This is a genomic window from Bifidobacterium vansinderenii (genome assembly GCF_002234915.1).
In the GTDB taxonomy this organism is placed as follows: domain Bacteria; phylum Actinomycetota; class Actinomycetes; order Actinomycetales; family Bifidobacteriaceae; genus Galliscardovia; species Galliscardovia vansinderenii.
The window spans coordinates 38,417-57,604 of record NZ_NEWD01000020.1; the positions used below are offsets into that span (position 1 = coordinate 38,417).

14 protein-coding genes are annotated in these 19,188 nt (G+C 63.1%); 10 read left to right on the forward strand and 4 right to left on the reverse strand.

The window, feature by feature from the left end; all coding sequences use genetic code 11:
- Positions 1–93 precede the first annotated feature (93 nt).
- Genes pstC through pstB form a run of 3 tightly spaced genes read left to right on the forward strand, consistent with a single transcriptional unit; the run spans position 94 to position 2,849 of the window.
- A complete protein-coding gene (pstC, locus tag Tam10B_RS07805) occupies positions 94–1,047 on the forward strand; it encodes a phosphate ABC transporter permease subunit PstC (protein ID WP_093960688.1) in 954 nt (317 codons plus the stop codon).
- On the forward strand, positions 1,047–2,033 hold the full coding sequence (gene pstA, locus Tam10B_RS07810; protein WP_093960689.1) for a phosphate ABC transporter permease PstA: 987 nt from the start codon (positions 1,047–1,049) through the stop codon (positions 2,031–2,033). The genes pstC and pstA overlap by 1 nt, the downstream gene beginning before the upstream one ends.
- A 36-nt stretch (positions 2,034–2,069) precedes the next feature.
- The gene (gene pstB / locus Tam10B_RS07815) at positions 2,070–2,849 is read left to right on the forward strand and encodes a phosphate ABC transporter ATP-binding protein PstB (protein ID WP_093960690.1); all 780 of its coding nucleotides are present in this window, start codon (positions 2,070–2,072) and stop codon (positions 2,847–2,849) included.
- A 307-nt stretch (positions 2,850–3,156) separates the two neighbouring features.
- Here pstB and Tam10B_RS07820 read toward each other — a convergent pair whose 3' ends face one another.
- Together Tam10B_RS07820 and trxA are read right to left on the reverse strand one after the other, a co-directional pair.
- The gene (locus Tam10B_RS07820; RefSeq protein ID WP_093960691.1) at positions 3,157–4,200 is read right to left on the reverse strand and encodes an aggregation-promoting factor C-terminal-like domain-containing protein; all 1,044 of its coding nucleotides are present in this window, start codon (positions 4,198–4,200) and stop codon (positions 3,157–3,159) included.
- Positions 4,201–4,335: 135 nt separating this feature from the next.
- Positions 4,336–4,692: a thioredoxin gene (gene trxA / locus Tam10B_RS07825; protein ID WP_093960692.1), complete on the reverse strand. Its 357-nt coding sequence runs from the start codon at positions 4,690–4,692 to the stop codon at positions 4,336–4,338.
- A 275-nt stretch (positions 4,693–4,967) separates the two neighbouring features.
- Between trxA and Tam10B_RS07830 the strand changes: the two genes are divergently transcribed.
- The 7 genes from Tam10B_RS07830 (at position 4,968) to Tam10B_RS07860 (ending at position 14,037) form a co-directional block, all read left to right on the forward strand.
- A complete protein-coding gene (locus Tam10B_RS07830) occupies positions 4,968–5,591 on the forward strand; it encodes a DUF4916 domain-containing protein (protein ID WP_093960693.1) in 624 nt (207 codons plus the stop codon).
- A gap of 79 nt (positions 5,592–5,670) precedes the next feature.
- A complete protein-coding gene (locus tag Tam10B_RS07835) occupies positions 5,671–6,537 on the forward strand; it encodes an alpha/beta fold hydrolase (protein ID WP_233133657.1) in 867 nt (288 codons plus the stop codon).
- Between the two features lie 102 nt (positions 6,538–6,639).
- The gene (gene nudC, locus Tam10B_RS07840; protein ID WP_093960695.1) at positions 6,640–7,710 is read left to right on the forward strand and encodes an NAD(+) diphosphatase; all 1,071 of its coding nucleotides are present in this window, start codon (positions 6,640–6,642) and stop codon (positions 7,708–7,710) included.
- A gap of 247 nt (positions 7,711–7,957) precedes the next feature.
- Positions 7,958–9,748: a L,D-transpeptidase gene (locus tag Tam10B_RS07845; protein ID WP_093960696.1), complete on the forward strand. Its 1,791-nt coding sequence runs from the start codon at positions 7,958–7,960 to the stop codon at positions 9,746–9,748.
- Between the two features lie 135 nt (positions 9,749–9,883).
- Positions 9,884–10,285, forward strand: coding sequence for a glycine cleavage system protein GcvH (gene gcvH, locus Tam10B_RS07850; RefSeq protein ID WP_093960697.1), 402 nt, complete (start codon positions 9,884–9,886; stop codon positions 10,283–10,285).
- A complete protein-coding gene (locus Tam10B_RS07855) occupies positions 10,278–11,507 on the forward strand; it encodes an App1 family protein (protein WP_093960698.1) in 1,230 nt (409 codons plus the stop codon). Before gcvH ends, Tam10B_RS07855 begins: the two co-directional genes overlap by 8 nt.
- 82 nt (positions 11,508–11,589) lie before the next feature.
- Positions 11,590–14,037, forward strand: a complete 2,448-nt coding sequence (locus Tam10B_RS07860) for a S9 family peptidase (protein ID WP_093960699.1) — start codon at positions 11,590–11,592, stop codon at positions 14,035–14,037.
- Between the two features lie 132 nt (positions 14,038–14,169).
- On the opposite strand, the gene Tam10B_RS07865 is transcribed toward Tam10B_RS07860, so the two are convergent.
- Both Tam10B_RS07865 and Tam10B_RS07870 read right to left on the reverse strand, forming a co-directional pair.
- Positions 14,170–16,536, reverse strand: a complete 2,367-nt coding sequence (locus tag Tam10B_RS07865) for a hypothetical protein (RefSeq protein ID WP_143248600.1) — start codon at positions 16,534–16,536, stop codon at positions 14,170–14,172.
- Between the two features lie 117 nt (positions 16,537–16,653).
- Entirely contained in the window at positions 16,654–19,092 is a 2,439-nt protein-coding gene (locus Tam10B_RS07870) for a type IV secretory system conjugative DNA transfer family protein (protein ID WP_093960701.1), read from the reverse strand.
- Positions 19,093–19,188: the final 96 nt, after the last annotated feature.

Consider the following 19,188-nt stretch of genomic DNA (forward strand, 5'->3'; position numbering starts at 1 on the left):
ATTCGATCAGGCCGCAGTGCTTCCGCCTGAAGCGAGAGACACTGCGGCCTCATCGGGTTTCAATCCGATCATCAATTCGTGTAAGGAGAACCCGTGAGTTCGCAAGACAAAGCGGCAGTTCAGGAGAATACCGGAAAGACCGCGGATAAGGTCTTCAAGGTCATCGCCTACGCCGCTGGCATTCTGATCCTCGTCGCGCTCGCAGCAGTGTTCCTGTTCCTGCTGTTCCGTGCGTGGCCCCTCATCGGCGGAGACCAGTCCGCCAACGCCGCCACCGTGGAATCCTTCACCGGTGGCAAGGCGCACAACTTCTGGCAGTACGTCGGACCGCTCGTGTTCGGCACCGTGCTCGTCGCAGCCCTGGCACTGATCATCGCCTTCTTCATCGCCGTGGGCATCGCGCTGTTCATCTCGCACTACGCGCCCAAGCAGCTGGCCGTGGTGCTGAGCTCCGTCGTGGACCTGCTGGCCGCCATCCCCTCCGTTATCTACGGTCTGTGGGGCGGTCTGATCCTGGTTCCGGCCATCGGTCCGTTCTGGAACTGGGTGGCCACCTACCTCGGTTGGATCCCGATCTTCAAGGGACCTGCCGCCAGCCCGGCCCGTACGGTCGCCACGGTCGCCGTGGTGCTCGCCGTCATGATCCTGCCGATCATCACCTCCGTGTCTCGCGATATCTTCCAGCAGGCCCCGCGTCTGCAGCAGGAGGCCGCGCTCGGCCTCGGCGCCACCAAGTGGGAGATGATCAAGCTGGCCGTGATCCCGTTCGGCAAGTCCGGCGTCATCTCCGCCTCCATGCTCGGCCTTGGTCGTGCACTCGGTGAGACGATGGCCGTCCTCATGATCCTGTCCCCGGGCCTCACCTACTCGGTCAAGCTTCTTCAGGCTTCGCAGAGCCAGACGATCGCCGCGAACATCGCCGCGCAGTATCCTGAAGCCAACGATTTGGGCGTTTCCACGCTGATTGGAACCGGTCTGGTGCTGTTCATCATCACCTTCCTGGTCAACTTCATCGCCCGCAAGATCACTGAGAAAGCGAGCGTGTGATGACTTCCGCAAACACCTCCGTCAAGGTTCCCCAGCCTGACTTCGACAAGCTGGCACCCACTCGTTCCTTCATCCAGGCGCGCAAGCGCAAGGACGCGATCATGCGAGGCCTCATCTATGTGGCCTTCATCATCGCTCTGATCCCGCTGATCTCCGTGCTGTGGGCCACATTGGTCAACGGTCTCAAGCGCCTGAACCTGAACTTCCTCTCCTACAACATGACCGGCGTCATCGGCGGCAACCCGACCCCGTCCGGTGGTTACGGCGGCGTGCTCCACGCCATCATCGGTACGCTCGAGATCACCTTCGGCGCCATGGTCATCTCCATCCCGATCGGTCTGATGTGCGCCGTGTACCTTGTGGAGTATGCGAACCGCAAGGACAAGCTCGCCAAGTCGGTCTCCCTGCTCGTCGACGTGATGAGCGGTATTCCGTCCATCGTCGCAGGTCTGTTCGCCTACTCGATGTTCACGATCTTCTTCGGACCGGGTACCATCAACGGTTTCGAAGGCTCTGTTGCACTGTCTCTGCTGATGATCCCGACCGTCGTCAAGACCAGTGAGGAAATGCTCAAGATCGTGCCTCACGATCTTCGCGAGGCCTCCTACGCGCTGGGCGTCACCAAGCAGCGTACGATCACCAAGATCGTGCTGCGCACCGCACTGCCGGGCATTGTCTCCGGTGTGATTCTGGCAATTGCGCGAGTCATCGGCGAGACCGCCCCGCTGCTTATGACCGCAGGCTTCATCTCCAGCACCAACGTCAACCTGTTCAGCGGACAGATGACTACGCTTCCGGTGTACGTCTACCAGGAGTACAGCAAGCTCTCCGTGACCTGCCCTGCCGCCGCCGACGCCAGCTGCGTGCCCACCATCCCGATGGAGCGCGCATGGGCCGCCGCCCTCGTGCTGATCGTGGTCGTGCTGCTGCTGAACCTGCTCGGACGCTGGGTCGCCAAGGTCTTCGCCGTGAAGTCGGAACAGTAAGTCGCCGCATAGAACGAATCAAGTTAAGGAAAACAAATGGGACAGCGAATTGATGTCAACCATCTGAACGTCTACTACGGCAACTTCCTCGCCGTCGAAGACGTCAACATGAAGATCGAACCGAACAAGGTCACCGCGTTCATCGGACCTTCCGGTTGCGGTAAGTCCACCGTGCTGCGCACGCTCGACCGCATGCACGAGATCATCCCCGGTGCTCACTGCAAGGGCGAGGTCCTGCTCGAAGGCAAGAACCTCTACGCTCCTGACGTCGACCCCGTGGAAGTGCGCCGCGACGTCGGCATGGTGTTCCAGCGCCCGAACCCGTTCCCCACGATGTCCATCCGTGAGAACGTGCTCGCCGGTGCGAAGCTGAACAACCGCAAGATCAGCAAGTCCGACGCCGACGATCTGGTCGAATGGGCTCTGCGTGGCGCCAACCTGTGGGAAGAGGTCAAGGATCGTCTTGACAACCCCGGCATCGGCCTGTCCGGTGGTCAGCAGCAGCGTCTGTGCATCGCCCGCGCCGTGGCCGTGCACCCGCAGGTGCTGCTCATGGACGAGCCCTGCTCCGCTCTGGACCCGATCTCGACGCTGGCCGTCGAGGATCTGATCAACGAGCTCAAGGGCGACTACACGATCGTGATCGTGACCCACAACATGCAGCAGGCAGCTCGTATCGCCGACTACACCGGCTTCTTCAACCTGAAGGCCGTCGGCCAGCCTGGCCACCTCGAGTACTTCGCCGACACGAGCACCATGTTCAACAATCCTCAGAACGAAGAGGCCGAGCGTTACATCTCCGGCCGCTTCGGCTGATCCACTCCGCCGGGAGAACTTTCGCATAGTCGCGCTCGCACGGGTCATGTGCGGTCGGTGTGCGTGGAGGCCGTATGGTTGCACGCGGCTTCCATACCGCCGTCGGCGGCGCGTGGCCTGATGCTCGCGACATTCCCTCCTCCCGGCGGTTTTATTCTTCCCCTGTGTTTTTCTTCTCTCCACTGGGGATGCCAAGGGCTCCTGCACTGCCTCCGGGCAGACAGGAGCCTTTTGTATATCTGCATACGAAAAATCCCCGCATCGGACAAACCAGATGCGGGGATTTCTGTGTGTGAGAATTGATCGATCAGTAGCTGTGGTGCGACAGCCAGTACGTGTAGGCCTGCTGGATTCCGCCGTAGCGGTCGTTGCAGTAGCCGATGAACCACTTGAGCTGCGTCTGGTAGTTGGTCTTCCAGTCGGAGCCTGCGGACGCCATCTTGCTGCCGGGCAGGGCCTGCGGCAGGCCGTATGCGCCGGAGGAGGCGTTGGTGGCCGTCACGTTCCAGCCGGACTCGTGGTTGATGATGTACACCATGCCGGTGAAATCGGCCTCGGAGTAGCCGTTGGCGAGCAGGTAGTCGTGCGCCCACTGCTGCATGTCGCTGGCCGGGATGGTGGTGCCGATGTCGGAGGACGACGAATCGGACGAATTCGAATTCGACGAAGACGAGGAGGAGGAAGAGGACGACGTGCTGCCGGTGCCGATGAGCACCACCTTGTTCACAGGCGCCTTCTTCACGTAGGAGCTGATCGTGTTGCTGGAGACGACGTTGCCGCCGGACTTGGTGACCAGATTCGTGGCCTCCATCACACCGGCCTCGCCTTCGGTCTTCACCTTGGTGGTGCCGGCCGGCAGGGAGTCGGTCTTCTCCTCGACCGTGTTGAACGGGATCTCGGTGTCGGCGGTTTCGATGGTGCTGCCCGCGCGCTCGATGGTGATGGTCGTGGACTCGGTCACCTTGGTGTCGAGGCTGGGGGAGACGGAATCCTCCGGCTCCAGCGTGATGCTGCCCTGATCGAGCACGGACTTGACATCGGTGAAGTCGGTGCCCAGCACGAGACGGGATTCGCCGTTGATGACGACCTTCACATAGGAGGTGTTGGCGTCGGATCCACGGGCGTCGCCACGGGATGCGGCCTTGAACGCACTGACCTCGTCGCTCTTGGTGGCGGAATACGAGGAGATGCTGTGCTGCGAGTGGTTGGTGTTCGTCTGATAGAAGTCACGGGAGACGATGCCGCCACCGATCAGTAGTGCCGCCGCGGCGCTTCCAGCCGCGATGCGCATCCACTGACGCTTGGTAAGACGCTTGAGGATGAATTCCTTCGGTTTGCGATGACTCGCCATGAAGCTCCTTAGATCGACCGATAAGGCTCACACTGCCTCCATATTCTACCGATCGGTTATGACGAAGAAAAAAATTCCGGTGTGCCGTACACCGTGTCGGCACACCGGACGTGATATATTAGCGGATTTTTGCGATTATTCGGCCTCGACGGTGCTTGTCTTCGGCTCGTCCTCGGTCTCCTTGACCTTGCCGATCAGCGTCTCGAGATCGGAGGGGCGCAGTGCGCCGGCCTGCTTGAACACCACTTCGCCGTTGCGAATCGCGATCAGCGTGGGTACTGCGGAGATGCCTGCGGCCTGTGCCAGACCCTGCTGCTGGTCGATGTCCACCTTGGCGAAGTACACGTCATCGTGCGCTTCCGAAGCCTTCTCGAAGGTCGGGCCGAACGCGCGGCACGGTCCGCACCACGTGGCCCAGAAATCGATGAACACGATCGGGTTCTTGGTGATCGTCTCTTCGAAGTTCTCGGTGGTCAGCTCGTGGGTAGCCATAATCGCTCTCCTCTGCGTCTTGTATGCGTTCTGCTTTGCGGCGTGCGGATGTTCGCGGCCGCATATACGGTGATTGCACTCCTCTTATATAGGCGTGATCCTACATATGGGTTGAGCCGCTATAAGCATCTCACAGCATGGCGCGACACGACAGTGCGTAAGCTCTTGGCGCAGTGCGTCGCTGCACGTGCGTGGCGTTGCTTCCCACGATGTATTTCGGGAACGTACAGATCGTCGTCATGAAAAGGTCATGTGGCGGGCCGATAATGGGGATCATGCCGGTTCTTAATGACGAAGTGCCCGACGAGGGCGATTACGACGCCTCGCGTCGTCGTGGCGAGTTCGACAACATCACTCCCGACGATTTCATCCGCGGCTCCGATGGCAGCAATCCTCCGGGATGGCTGGATTCCTCGGAGATCGACGATCTGCGTCGCAAGTTGCCGATCGTCTACGTGGAGGTGGTGCCGGTGCGCGCCGACGACTTCGGTCGTATCTCCAAGGTGGGCACATTGCTGCATATGGGCCCCGACGGCATGATCGAACGTACGCTGATCTGCGGCCGCGTGCTGTTCCATGAATCGTTGCGTGAGGCCGTGGCCCGCAACATTTCCAAGGATCTTGGCGACATCGCGCTGCCGTTGCTGCCGTTGAGCCTGCAGCCGTTCACCGTGGCCGAGTTCTTCCCCACGCCCGGCGTCTCGGAATTCTACGATCCCCGTCAGCATGCGGTGACGTTGTGCTATGTGGTGCCGATCGCCGGCGACTGCAAGCCGCAGGACGAGACGCTTGACGTGGAATGGGTGGACCCCGCTGAGGTGCGCCGCCCCGACTTCATGGCGCAGATGGCCGGAGGCCATGGCGAGATCCTGCGTCGTGCCATCGGCTGGGCCGGTTGATCGCCGCCGATATGATGCGCTGAACCTATATTCACCGGACGAGCCGAACGGTCCGGACAAAGGAAGGAACCGAACGATCATGACTATGACGATTCTGCGCACCGCGTACCGCGAACCCGATCAGAGCGTGGATCAGGGCGTGCCGGTGGTGCTGGTGCACGCATTCCCGATCGACCATCGCGTGTGGGACGAGTGCGCGTCGGTGCTGTGCACGATCAGCGAGGGCGAGGATGATCGTCCGTTCGCCGTATACGGACTGGAAATGCCCGGTGCCGGCGAGTGCCCGGTGCCCACCGCCGAACAGACCGGCCCGGTGGCCAGCGACGGCGCCTACCCGGAGGCCATGGACCGCATGGCGGAATCGTTCGTGTCGGAATTCCTCGCCACCGGTCACACCAAGGCCGTGTGGGTGGGCATCTCCATGGGCGGCTACCTCACGCTCGCCGTGCACCGTCTGCACCCCGAGGTGGTGGCCGGCGTGGTGCTGTGCGACACCAAGTCCGAAGGCGACGGCCCCGAGGCCCGTGCCAACCGTCTGCGCATTGCCAACGTTTGCGAAAGCGAGCATACCGTGGAGCCGGTCATGCATTTCGCCCAGCCACAGCCGGACGACTCCGATTTCAAGAAGTCTCCCGCGTTCGTTGATCTGTTTACGCGTTGGATCAACGAGCAGCATCCCGAAGGCGTGGCGTGGCGTCAGCGCATGGCCGCGGGCCGTCCCGATGAGACGCCACAGCTTGCGAAGATCACCGTGCCGGCCGGACTGGTCTCCGGCACGCTCGACCCGTCCAGCGATCCCGACCGCATGCGTCCGATGCTGGAGAGGATGACCGGCACCGAATGCGCGTTCACCGTGGTGCACGACGCCGGCCATTTCACCTGCGTGGAGAAGCCCGACGTGGTGGCCCGCGCCATCCTCGACGTACAGCATCAGGCCTCGCTCTGACGAGGAAGACGGCCGGCGACGGCCGGAGGCAGAGACCGGATTCCTCGTACGCGGCGCTTCATTCCGCAAACCAGGAATCCAAGAAAGGAATATACGACAATCATGGCTGATTTTTCGGCGTTCTCGCCGCTGGCGCTCACGCAGACGCTGCCGTTCCTGCCGCTGGCGCAGGGCACCATCGACTATGAGGTGAACCGCCGCGGCGAGGAGGGACTGATCGACACGCTGCTGGCCGACCCGACCACGCGCGTGATGCTCGTCAACCATGGACTGATCGCCGTGCCGAAGGGGCAGGGCGCCAAGGTGGACTTCGATTCGGCGAAGATCCGTCCCGCGACCGTTCCCGGAGCGTACGTGCGTGACGACGTGCACGGCAACGCCGGCATCGTGGCGATATTCCTCGGCACCGATCGCACCGAATCGGCGGCCGGCACGCATTACGTGGCGTTGGACATCACCCGCGCCGTACAGTCCGTGCCTGATGACGCGCATATCGGCGCCGACCACGCCTTCGACGGGTCGAACGGCTCGCCCGTTGCCCGCGCTGCCGAAATCTTCGACTGGGTGGACCTGCGTGGATTCGCGCCGCATGCCAGTGCGCGTGAGGCCGGACTGGCCACCAGTGCCGTCACCGTGGGCATCTGGCATGATCGTCAGCGATTCTGCCCCTGCTGTGGTTCTCCCGTACGCCCGGCGCTCGGCGGCTGGGCGCAGCGCTGCACCAGCTCGTCCGACGGCAACCGCATCCTGTTCCCGCGTATCGAGCCGGCCGTGATCACCCTGATCGTCGACGGTAACAACCGCGTGCTGCTGCAACACAACACCGCGTGGCGCAACAACCTGTACTCGGCGTCTGCGGGATTCGTGGAGGCCGGCGAGAATCTGGAACACGCCGCCCGGCGCGAGGCCAAGGAGGAGACCGGCATCACGCTCGGCGAGGTGAAGTATCTCGGCTCGCAGCCGTGGCCGTTCCCTTCGTCGCTCATGATGGCGTTCAAGGCGCGGGCGCTGAGCACCGAGATCAGCGTGGACCATCAGGAGACCAGCGAGGCGCGCTGGTTCACCCACGACGAGTTCACCAACGCCATGATCACCGGCGAGATCGAAGTGCCTGGCAAGGCTACCATCGCCCGCTACATGATCGAGGAATGGTACGGCCAGCCACTGAGCTGAGTGCGGAGGAGCCGGTGGCTCCGATTGTCTTGGCCGAGTCGGTGCGGATCCCTCCCTTAGCCCGACCTGACGGTCGGGCAGCTCCCTCCCCGTGAGGGAGCACACAGCTTCGGAACCAGCGTTCTCCCTGGCCATACAGTCCTGTTCACTGCAGGGTGACTGTGGGATTGTTCATAACAACGTTGTCACTTCCACGGGTATAGTGGACACCGTTGCAAGACGCGAAAATCGCGAGAAATGGAAGATTATGACTGACGACAAGGACTTCGGATACACAGGGTCCGCCGGGGACTCGGCCTTCGATTTCCCCACCGCCGCGGCCCCGTCGCCCGACGAGGCGCAGACCGTCACCATGATGCCGCTCGGCAACCCCGGCGTATCCACGGCGTCCGGTGACTCCGCCGCGGCGTCCACCGTGGCATTCACCCCCCTGAACTTCGGCAGCGCGCCCGCCCCGGCGGCAACGGCATCCGGCACGGCGGCAGCCGCCATCTCGACGCCGCTCACGCCTTCGAACGGCGGCGTGGTGCCTCCCACGTTCGACAACGGCTCCACCGCCTTCGCCTCCGCGGACGATCCCGACGACGCCGTCATCGCCGTGAAGCGCAAGAAGCCGGTCGCACTCATCGTGGTGCTGTCGATCCTCGCCGCACTCGTCGTGCTCTTCGCCGGTTACGTGTTCGGCGGCCAGTACTACTTCAGCGACAAGGCGGCCCCCGGCGTGAGCATCGGCGGCGTGTCCGTCATGGGACAGAACGCCAGCGAATTGAAGACCACGGTGAACAACGCCGTGAAGAATTCCTCCGTGAAGGTGACCACCGAGAACGGCGCCTCCACCACCGCCTCGCTGGCCGACCTCGGCGTGACCGTCGATGTGGACAAGACCGTCGACAACCTGCTCGCCGCCACCAAGAGCAACGTGCTCTCCACCGTGAACCCGCTCTCCAAGAGCGATGTGAGCCTGGTCACCACCACCGACAAGCTCGCCATGAGCACCTATCTGTCCGACAAGCTCATCGGCGATGACGCCCGCGTGATCAACGCGAACGTGGAGTACAACGCCGACAGCAACCAGTTCGTTGCCACCGAGTCGCGCGACGGCGAATCGCCCACCATCGACGGCGTGGTCAAGGCCGTCAACGCGCTTGCCGCCGAACCGGGCACCACCAAGGCCGTGACCATCAGCACCGAGACCGTGGCCGCCCCGATCAGCGACGAGACCGCCGCCACTGCCGCGGCCGATGCGAACAAGCGCATCGACTCCGACATCGTCATCTCCAACGGCGCATCCAAGAGCTTCACCATCCCGTCCTCCGAGATCGCCAAGTGGATCAAGACCACCGGCGACCCGACCAAGGGCACCATCGAACTCACCTATGACGAGAACGCGATCAAGTCCTATCTGGCCGGCACCCTGCCCGACAAGCTCAAGCAGGATGCCGTGACCGAGGAGAACGTCGTCAACTCCAAGGGCACGGTGATCACTACCAGCGTCAAGGGTGTGGATGGCGTCGAAGTGACCGGCACCGACAACACCGCCGCCCAGGTGCTCACCGCACTGCAGAATGGCACCGGTAGCGAGATCAAGGCCGAGGTCAAGACCACCCAGCACGAGACCAAGTCCCGTCAGGTGAACTACGACGTCGAGAACGGCGATCCGCACATGGTGATCAACCTGAGCGAGCAGAAGGCCTACGCCTACAACGGCACCACGCTCGTCAAGACGTTCAACGTGTCGACCGGCAAGACCAGCACGCCTACCGACACGGGCACGTTCTTCGCCACGCTCAAGTACCAGACGCAGACCATGCGCGGCGAGGACTACGTGACCCCGAACGTGCAGTGGGTCACCTACTACAACGGCGGTGAGGGCTTCCATGCTGCACCGTGGAACGTCGCCGGCATCGCCAGCGGCACGCCCAAGTCCCACGGCTGCACCAACATGAACCCCGACGACGCCAAGTGGGTGTATGACTTTCTGCCGATCGGCGGCATGGTCGAGGTTGTGGGCAGCACCCCCTCCTCCGCCGTCCGCTAAACCGTCGGCAGCCGTCGCTTCAAGGACCTTCCCCTCCGGGAAGGTCCTTTTTCGTTTTCTGTTTCGCTCGGGATTCCCCATCGGTAACCGCCTGACGGTAGGCTTGGGGGTATGACAGACGAACAGAATACTGAAATGACCGCAAGCGACATCGCCGCGGACATCGCCGTTCCGGAACATCTGCTCTATTCCGACGACCACGTGTGGGTCGACGACTCCGTGGACCCGGCCGTGCTCGGCATCACCGAGTTCGCCACCGGTCAGCTTGGCGATCTCGTGTTCGTGGATCTGCCCGAGGTCGGCACCCGTGTGGAGGCCGGCGACGAGATCGTACAGCTGGAGTCCTCCAAGGCCGTCTCGCCGATGATCAGCCCGGTGGCCGGCGTGGTGAAGTACGTCAATCGTGAGGCCTACGACGATCCGAGCGTGGTGGACACCGACCCGTACGGCGAGGGTTGGCTCGTCAAGATCGAGCTTGACGACGACGAACCCGATCTGCTCAGCGCCGACGAATACGCCAAGGTGGCCCATGACTGACGTCACCGACGACGAGGTCAGGGAGCCCGGACAGGCCGGGCACTCCGATCCCGAAGAACCGATCATCGCGCAGCCGGCCAGCTCGAACTTCGACGCGGCCGGCCGCTATGAGCGCATCGACATCAAACCATTCGCCGTGCGCGTCACCCGTCGCGCCATCACACGCACGTTCGGTCTATGGAGTCGCATCTCCACGGCCATCGTCAAACGCATGGGATGGTTCCCGCGCGTGGAACCCTACGTGGGCTATGGCACCGGCGCCTACTCGCGTCTCATCTGCCGCACCGTCTACGCGCCGCTCAATCGTGCGGCCGGCTTGGTGCAGCGAGGTATCCGCAACGCATTCATGGTGCCGGCCGCCGGTATCCGCGTACGCATCAGCATCGACGACATCGAACTGCGCACCGTGCAGGTGGGGGCCTCCGAATCGTATGACGCCGTGGACAGAACGCGCGCCAAAAGCAGCGAATACGCCATCTCCGACGTGCAGGGCTACCTCGATCTGGTCACCGAACGCGAACTGACGCCCGGCGTGCACGACGTCTCATACGTGGTCGATGGCCGTCACGCCTGCCATGCACCGCTATACACGTTCCCCGCCGACGCCGAAGTGGGCATCATCTCCGACGTGGACGACACGGTACTGGTCACGCAGGTCCCCAAACTGTGGCGCGCCGTCTACAACATGCTGTTCCTGAGCCCGAGCAAACGCATGTCCGTGCCATCGATGTCGGTCTTCTATTCGAAGCTGAGCGAACAGTTCCCGGACGCGCCGTTCTTCTACCTGTCAACGTCGCCGTGGAACGTGGAGAGCTCGATCAGGCATTTCATCGACGAGCATGGCTTCCCCGAAGGCCCGCTGCTGCTGCGCGATCTGGATCCGCGGCCCAAGACGTTCATTCCTTCCGGTGTGCAGCACAAGCTCGAGTTCGTCGAGCAGCTGATGGCCGACTTCCCCCGCATGCGCTTCATCCTGATCGGCGACGACGGGCAGAAGGATCCGACCACATACACGACGATCGCCCGACGCTATCCGGGGCGCGTGATCGCGATCGGCATCCGGCAGCTGTCGCCCGGCGAATCGGGCCGTCCGTTGCAGCGCATGACCGGCGTGACGGCGACGCAGCCGGCCCCGGTGACTGATGTGCCGGTGTTCTACGGCGTCAACGGCGTCAATCTGATGAACACGATGATGCCGTATCTGCGCAACCTGTTCAAGTAGTCGCCCGCGTGCATGATCGCCGTGGTCGTAATTTCCGGGCGTGAAGTTATCAATCCCTAAGATAAGTGAGATACTGAAATCTATGACTGTTGACAATGTATGGTCGGACATCGCCGGACTGATGCCTCCCAAGGCCGAGAGGGAACCGAAACGACGCAGTGCGCAGGGGGACACGTTCCTCGATCCGTACGAGTGGATGCGCGACAAGGAATCCGATCGCGTGCAGAAGTTCGTCGCCGACGAGAACGAATACTGCGAGCGCCGCATGACCGGACTGAAAACGCTGCGCGGCACGCTGTTCGAGGAGATCAAGGCTCGCGTGCAGCAGACGGACATGTCGGTGCCCACCCGCATGAACGACTACTGGTATTTCACGCGTACCGAGGAGGGCAAGCAGTATGGCATCCAGTGCAGGGTGCCGATTCGCGACGAGAACGACTGGGATCCGCCGTCGATCAGCGCTGCCGCCGCACAGGGCGATGCGCTGGGCAACGAGGAGGTCGTGTTCGACTGCAACAAGGAGGCCGAGGGCCATGACTTCTTCAGCGTGGGCGGTCTTGATCTGAGCCATGACGGCCGGTATGTCGCGTACAGCGTGGATACGGCAGGCAACGAGCGCTACGATCTGCGCATCCGTGATCTGAAGACGGGGGAGGATTTCCCCGAGGTGATCAGGGAAGTGTCGGGCGGCGGCTGCATCACGCCGGACGGCAAGTGGGTGTTCTACACGCGTGTGGATGACGCGTGGCGCCCGTACTGCGTGTGGCGTCACCGTGTGGGTACGCCCGCCGATCAGGACGTGCAGGTGTACCACGAGCCGGACGAGCGGTTCTGGGTTGGTGTGGGCACGTCGTTCGACGAGAAGCAGATCATCATCGAGTCGAGTTCCAAGACCACGTCCGAGGTGCTGATGCTGCCGGTGACCGATCCGGAGGGCACGTTTAGCCCGTTCATCGAGCGTATGCCCGGTGTGGAATACGATGTGAGCTTCGCCCGCTTCGAGGACGAGGACGGCGACATTCCGGTGGCGCTGGTGATCCACAACGTGAAGAACCCGAACTTCGAGATCGACGTGATCGACATGCGCTCGCACAAGCCGCCGTACACGCTTGGCGAGGGCGTGTGCGTGGCGCAGGGTTCGCCGTCGGGCTGCGAGCCGCCGCAGGGCCGCAAGTTCACGCCGGCCACGCGTGCGATCCGCTACGAGTCGGTCAATTCGCTCAGCGAGATCTCGAACAATCCGGAGATTCTGCAGGGCGTGCAGGGTCTGCGCATCGAGGGCATTGCCATGTATCGCAACTTCGTGGCGCTGTCGTACCGTGCGAACAGCCTGCCGCAGCTGGCGGTGATGCCCAAGTATGCGGCCAAGGAGGACTTCCTCGCCGGACGCCCGTGGGGATTCGGCGGCATCGTGCCGCGTGTGGACGGCAAGCTGTATTCGATCGGCATGAGCAGCAATCCTTCGTATGATGCGCCGCGTATCCGCTACACCACGGTGAGCTACACGCAGCCGGGCGAGCTGCACGAGTACGATCCCGAGACCGACACCGACGTGCTGCTCAAGCGCGCGAACGTGCTGGGCGACTTCGATCCGGCGGATTACGCGGAGAAGCGCATGTGGGTGCGTGTGCGCGACGGCGAGCATGTGCCGGTGTCGCTGGTGTGGCGCCGCGGACTGGTGCCGGCGCTGGAGGGCGCCAAGGAGGGTCTGACCGACGAGCTGATCGAGGCTCCTCGCGAGCTGACGTTGTCGCTCGAGGACATGTCGGCGCGCTATGACCGTCGTGAGGCTCCCATGTTCATCACCGGCTACGGCGCGTACGAGATCAGCTCCGACCCGGGCTTCTCGGTGCCGAGGCTGAGTCTGCTTGACCGCGGCGTGCTGTATGCGGTGCCGCACGTGCGCGGCGGCGGCGAGATGGGCCGCGCCTGGTACGAGCAGGGCCGCAAGCTCAACAAGATGAACACGTTCATCGATTTCGTGGACGTGACGGCCGCGCTGCAGCGCAACGGCATCGCCGATCCGAAGCGTACGGTGGCGAACGGCGGTTCGGCCGGCGGTCTGCTCATGGGTGCGGTGGCGAACATGGCGCCGCAGCTGTATGCGGGCATCGAGGCGGACGTGCCGTTCGTTGACGCGCTCACGTCGATCCTCGACACGTCGCTGCCATTGACGGTGACCGAGTGGGACGAGTGGGGTGATCCGCTGCACAACGCCGAGGTCTACCGTTACATGAAGCAGTATTCCCCGTACGAGAATGTGAAGAACGCCGACGATCGCGAGCAGGAGTTCGGCACCCGTCACTTCCCGGCCATGTTCATTACCACGTCGATGAACGACACGCGCGTGCTGTATGTGGAGCCGCTCAAGTGGCTGGCCCGCCTGCAGGAGCCCGAGGTGGAGGTCGACGCGGTGGCGAAGATTGAGGTGGAGGCCGGTCACGGCGGCGTCACCGGACGCTACAAGCGCTGGCAGGAGATCGCCTACGAGAACGCCTGGTGCCTCGCCGCCATGGGCATCGAGGAGTAACGGGCGATCCTCCTCCCCGGCTTCCCCTTGAAGGGAAGCTGTCGGCGCAGCCGACTGATGAGGTGGCCGTCATGGAGTGGTGTGAGGCCATCCATGACGGCTGACAGTGCGAGCGCAGTCGGGTGCATGCCCCTACCTCAGATCGTCGTCGTGCACGCCTACGGACGCGAAGGTGTACCGTCCCTTCGCGTCCTCGTAGTAGTGCAGTCGCCGGGCGGAATGCCCCTGATCCAGATAGATGCGCCACACCTTCTCGCCGTGCGGTCCCACACGGAACGCCTCCTCGGCGCCCGAACCGGTGCGCAGACGATGGCATCGGCGTGACTTCGACTGCTGCGCGATGCCGGTGAGCACCTCCAGCGCGGCGTCGACCACGCGCTGACGGTTGATCTGCGTTTTCTCCAGCGAATCGAAGAACTCCGACGTGTAGTCCCAATGCTCCGGCAGCGGGCGATGCTTCTTGTCGGCGGCGGGGAAACGCAGCGCCCACGCCTCGCGAATCCACATGTCGAACCGGTCGCGTTCAAACAGCAGTCGTTCCTTGTCGTTGCGAAACAGGCCGCGCAGCGTCCGGTATTGCTGGCCCTGGTAGATGCGGGCACGGCGCTGGCTCATCGCATCCTCGCGCAGTGATCCGTTCTGTCGTTGCAGGGCGTCAAGTTCGGCGTGCATTTTCTCGTTCGCACGCTGCTCCTCGCCGATCTGCGCGGCCAGTGTCATGATCATCTCCGCCGCATCCTCGCCGGCGTCATCGGGAATCAGATCGCGCACATCGGTGTCCGCGTCGATCACGATGGCACGCTGACGATCGTCGGCGTTGGACTTCAGCACACCCTGATCGGCCGGCTGCAGCCACGCGGGCCCGCCGTCGATCAATGCGGGCGCGGGTTTGATATGGTCCTTGTCCGCCTCCACGAACGAGACGAGCCAATCGTTCTGTTCGGTGCCGCGCGCCACGATCAGCATGGGCAGCACGGTGCCCGCGTCGAGCAGCAGACGCAGATCCTCGTGCTCGCCGAACGCGTCGCCCAACGCGTCGGCGGCGTACACCATGATCTTCACACCCGGGTAGAACGTCACCATGCAGTAGTCCATGCGCACGGCGTCGATACGGCCAAGCACGGTGTCGCCTTCCGCATAGCCGGCGATCGCATCCGTGCCGGCGCGCACCGCAAGTCCCGTGATCATCCGATCGCGTGAACTGAACTGGCCGCGGATCACCTGACCTTGGGCCAGCACATGATCGGCGGGAATGCCGTCCGTCTCCGACGGCAGGGTCACCGAGGCCATCGAACCCGACACCAGTCTGGCGATGCCACGCTGCGGATACACGCCGACCACCGTGGCCGTGACCGGCACCGTCCGATCGGGCGTGGCGGGAACGATCGTCGAATAGGCACGGGCCACCATGCCCTCGGTGTCGTCGATGAGCTGTCGGCGCTGGATCTTGCGCCGCTCCTCGGTGAAGCCGCCATACGGTCCGCCGAGCAGTCTGGGGTTGTCCACCCATTCGAGATTCGGCGGGTATGCGCGCAGCATGCCGCCATACACCTGCGCGTCGGCGGGCAGCGCGGCGGTGAGGTTCCATGCGGTCTTGGCGCTGTCCAATTCGAAGACGATGGCCGTGGATTCGAGATCCCTGGCCAGCTGTTCGGAATCGAATACGGGTTTGTGTGTGCTCGACGTGCGTGTGGCCACCACCACGGGAATGCGCCGCTCGGGATCGGTGAGGTATTCGGCCAGCTCCTCGGCCTGATCCTCGCGCACCAGATGCACCGTGCCGTCGGCCTTGTCCCGGATGGCGGCGGTGACCAGGGTGGCTTCCGGCTCGGTGGTCGATTCGGAAGCCGGGGAGGTCGTGTCGTTTTCGGAATCGTTGGCAATGGCGGATATGGGTGTGGACGTTGTTGTGGACGACGTGGAAACGTTGGGGGATATGGCGTTCACGGCGGTCTGGGTCGTGGCGTCGGTGACGGTTGCGCCGGCCGTTGTCGTTGTACCGACCGTCGCCGTTGTGCCGGCCGGTGCGGTGTCCGTTATCAGCCGGCTCTGTTGGATCTTGTGCTCCTGCCGTTCAAGCGCTACCTGCCGGCTGATTGCGTCGCGTACGTCGTACTCGAACGCTCTGGCGCTGATGCGCTTGTCGAGTACCAGTTTCGATGCGCGGAAATTATCGGGCTTCCACCATCGCGAGGTGCTGGGATATACACGCACCGCCCCGCCGAACACCGATCGTTCTTTGCCGATGCGGGAGGTGAGCTGCCGGCAGACGTCCATGGTGTCGATGATCGCGACGTCGATGTCGAAATCATTGAACAGGGACAAGGGATCGATGTCGAGCGTATCGCCATCCTTCTTATGGGTCATGACCACCAGTGGACGTTCCCGTCGTGATCGACGCAGATACCGCTCCAATGCGATCACGTCGTCCAGCGAACGGACGTGGACGGGACAGTCCGCAGGGAATCGTGAACTATACGGATCTCGTGTTGTACTCATAGCGCCATCCTTTACGTAGTTCGATTGTACGTGGCGGCGTGCGGCATGGTTGTCGGTTCGACAGCCGGGTCACACGCCGCCATATCGGACAATGCCGAGGGATGCCTGAGACGGAATCTACCTGTCGGCATGAAGGGCATCAATGAATCGCGAGACCGTGTGCGGCGTGGGCACGTTGAGGTTCCTCGCGAGCTGGGTGTAGGGGCTGACGCCGAGCAGATGCCGCAGATGCTCGGACTGGTCGCCCAGATCCCTGGGCGGGTCCACCTCCAGCGTGAACGGCTCGGTCGGCACGCCATCACGCGTGATCATCGCCGCACCGCGGAAGGTCGGCATGTGCATGAGCTCGTCCTCCGGCCATCCCCCCAGCTGTGCGCTGGCACGGGATGCGTCGCGCAGACCGGCGCGCAGCGCGATGAACGAGCCTGCGTCGGCCTCCAGCGCATCGGCCAGATGAGAATTCAGCTGCCCGATGCGCTGGTGGGCCACCACCACGCATACGCCGAACTTCCTGGCCTCGTCCAGCATCGAGGTGAGCGGGCCGAACGCCGCGGCGTGCGCCTCGTCGACCACCACCACGAACGGCTTGTCCGTGTGCTGGCGCTGGAGCATGGCGCTCTTGACCTGAATCAGCCAGCAGGCCAGCAGGAACTGCGCCGCCGATTGTCCTAGCTCGCTGCCGGCAAGGTTCACGGCGAGCCCGACCCCACGGTCCATGCAGTCGACCAGGTCGATCGCGTTTATACCGCTGCCGAGAATGTTCATGAGCATCGGCGACGAATGCAGCACATTGAATCGCGAACCCAGCCATGAGAACATATCCTTGCCATCTGAACTGGAAAGACCGGACAGCTCGTGGCGGATGTGCAGCGCGGTCTGCATGTCGACGTCGCGCATCTTCACGGCAAGCTTCTCGCACAGATCCTGCCGCACCAGCGTGCTCGTGACCATCGGGATCGATGCGGTTCCCAGCATGCGGTACGTCTGCGCGATGAGCGAGAACGCCGAGGATGCGCGCTCGCCGAACATGCCCTGATTGGTAGGGTCGATGTACTCCTTGAGCGCATTGGTGATCTCGTTCACCTTCATCGCGAACGTGTTGTCGTCATTGTCGCCGCTCAGCGGATTGAGCGGTGTCACATTCACCTTGTCGGCGTGGTCCACGCCGAAGGTGCGGAATCCGGCGGTCTGCCGCACGTTGAGCATGATCCGGTCCATCAGGTCGCGGTGCGTGGACAGGAAGATGAACCCCACGCCCTGATCGGCCAGCTCGCACGCCAGATCCACGAGGAACGTGGTCTTGCCGGAGCCGGGCGCGCCCAGCACATGCAGGTGCCGGGTCAGATCGGTCGCCTCGAGCGTCACATCCACATGCTCCCCCTCGGCGGTCACGGCCGATCCGATGCGAATGGGCATGGTCGTGGCGGGCTCGGGCATCGGGTCCAGCACATGCGGCTCGATCGGCATCCGTTCGCTGCGCATGCCGGGGAAGGGTTTCGTGCCGGCCACGGGCAGACGGAGGAATGCGCTCGCGCCGGCGGCCGGCATCAGGCTGCCGCGCAGCGTCACTGAATCGGGGTCGCATGAATCCAGATGGTCCTGCATGGTCAGATGACGGAAATCGGCGCTGGTCAGCGTTTTGAATTCGCTGAGCACCGCCCTGCTCACCATGACGGGGGCGCTGATCGTTGCATGGAACCGGATCGGCGGCGTGTTCGGCAGGTCAGACAACTTGCTGAAATCCCGGTTGGCATCATACAGCTGTGTGATCGTGGTCTGTGCGGTCGGATCGGCGCGATGCATCATATAGGTGATCGTCGTGTCGTCATGCTGGAGCATGGTGTCGAACAACGAGGCCACGTCCTTGGTATGCAAGGCATCGATGGGACTGGGCATGCCGTTGGAGAAGCCGTGGGGGCTGTACTGCAGATCATCGTTCATGATCGTGAAGAACCGGTCGTCAAGCGACGGCTCGTCCGGCATATCGAATCCGATCGGGACCATGGGCTGCGTTGCGGGACGGTCATTGACCGCCCATGACAGCGGTATGGTCGCCTCGTAGGCATCCCGTTCGTACACGGGATCGAGCAGTACACGCGTCTCGTCGGCGAAGTTGAGGATGCCGTCGAACACGTAGCGCATATCGTCCGCCCATGCGGCGAAGATGCGCTCGTCACGGGGCGTCGGGCATTCGATGGATTCCACGGCGTCGGGGGAGGCCGCCACGGTGACGTTCAGCCGTCCGCTGCTGCTACCGATGCGGATCATCATGGTGGCGGAGCTCATGTTCACGATGTCGATGAGTCGGCGGGTCATGGTGACGATTCGGCTCTGACGATCCTTGCCCTGTTGGAGCGACAATACCGGCAGAGCAATCCACGAATGCGTGACGATCGGTTTGGCGGAACGGACGCCGGATGCCGGCCGCGCTGTCTGCCTCGTCTGCGTGGTCCTGCTCCGTACGGTCTTCGTCCTTGCGCGACGCGTCCGACGCGTCGTCGTTGCGGAGGCGTTGTCACTGATGGAGCCATTTCGCTTGGAGATTTCGTTGGCCATTGCCGTACCTTTCCTATGTGTCGGATGACAACGACCGGTTGGCCGTGTCACCTATCACAGGCGCAACCGCATGGCCCCGATTCCTACGACACGCCG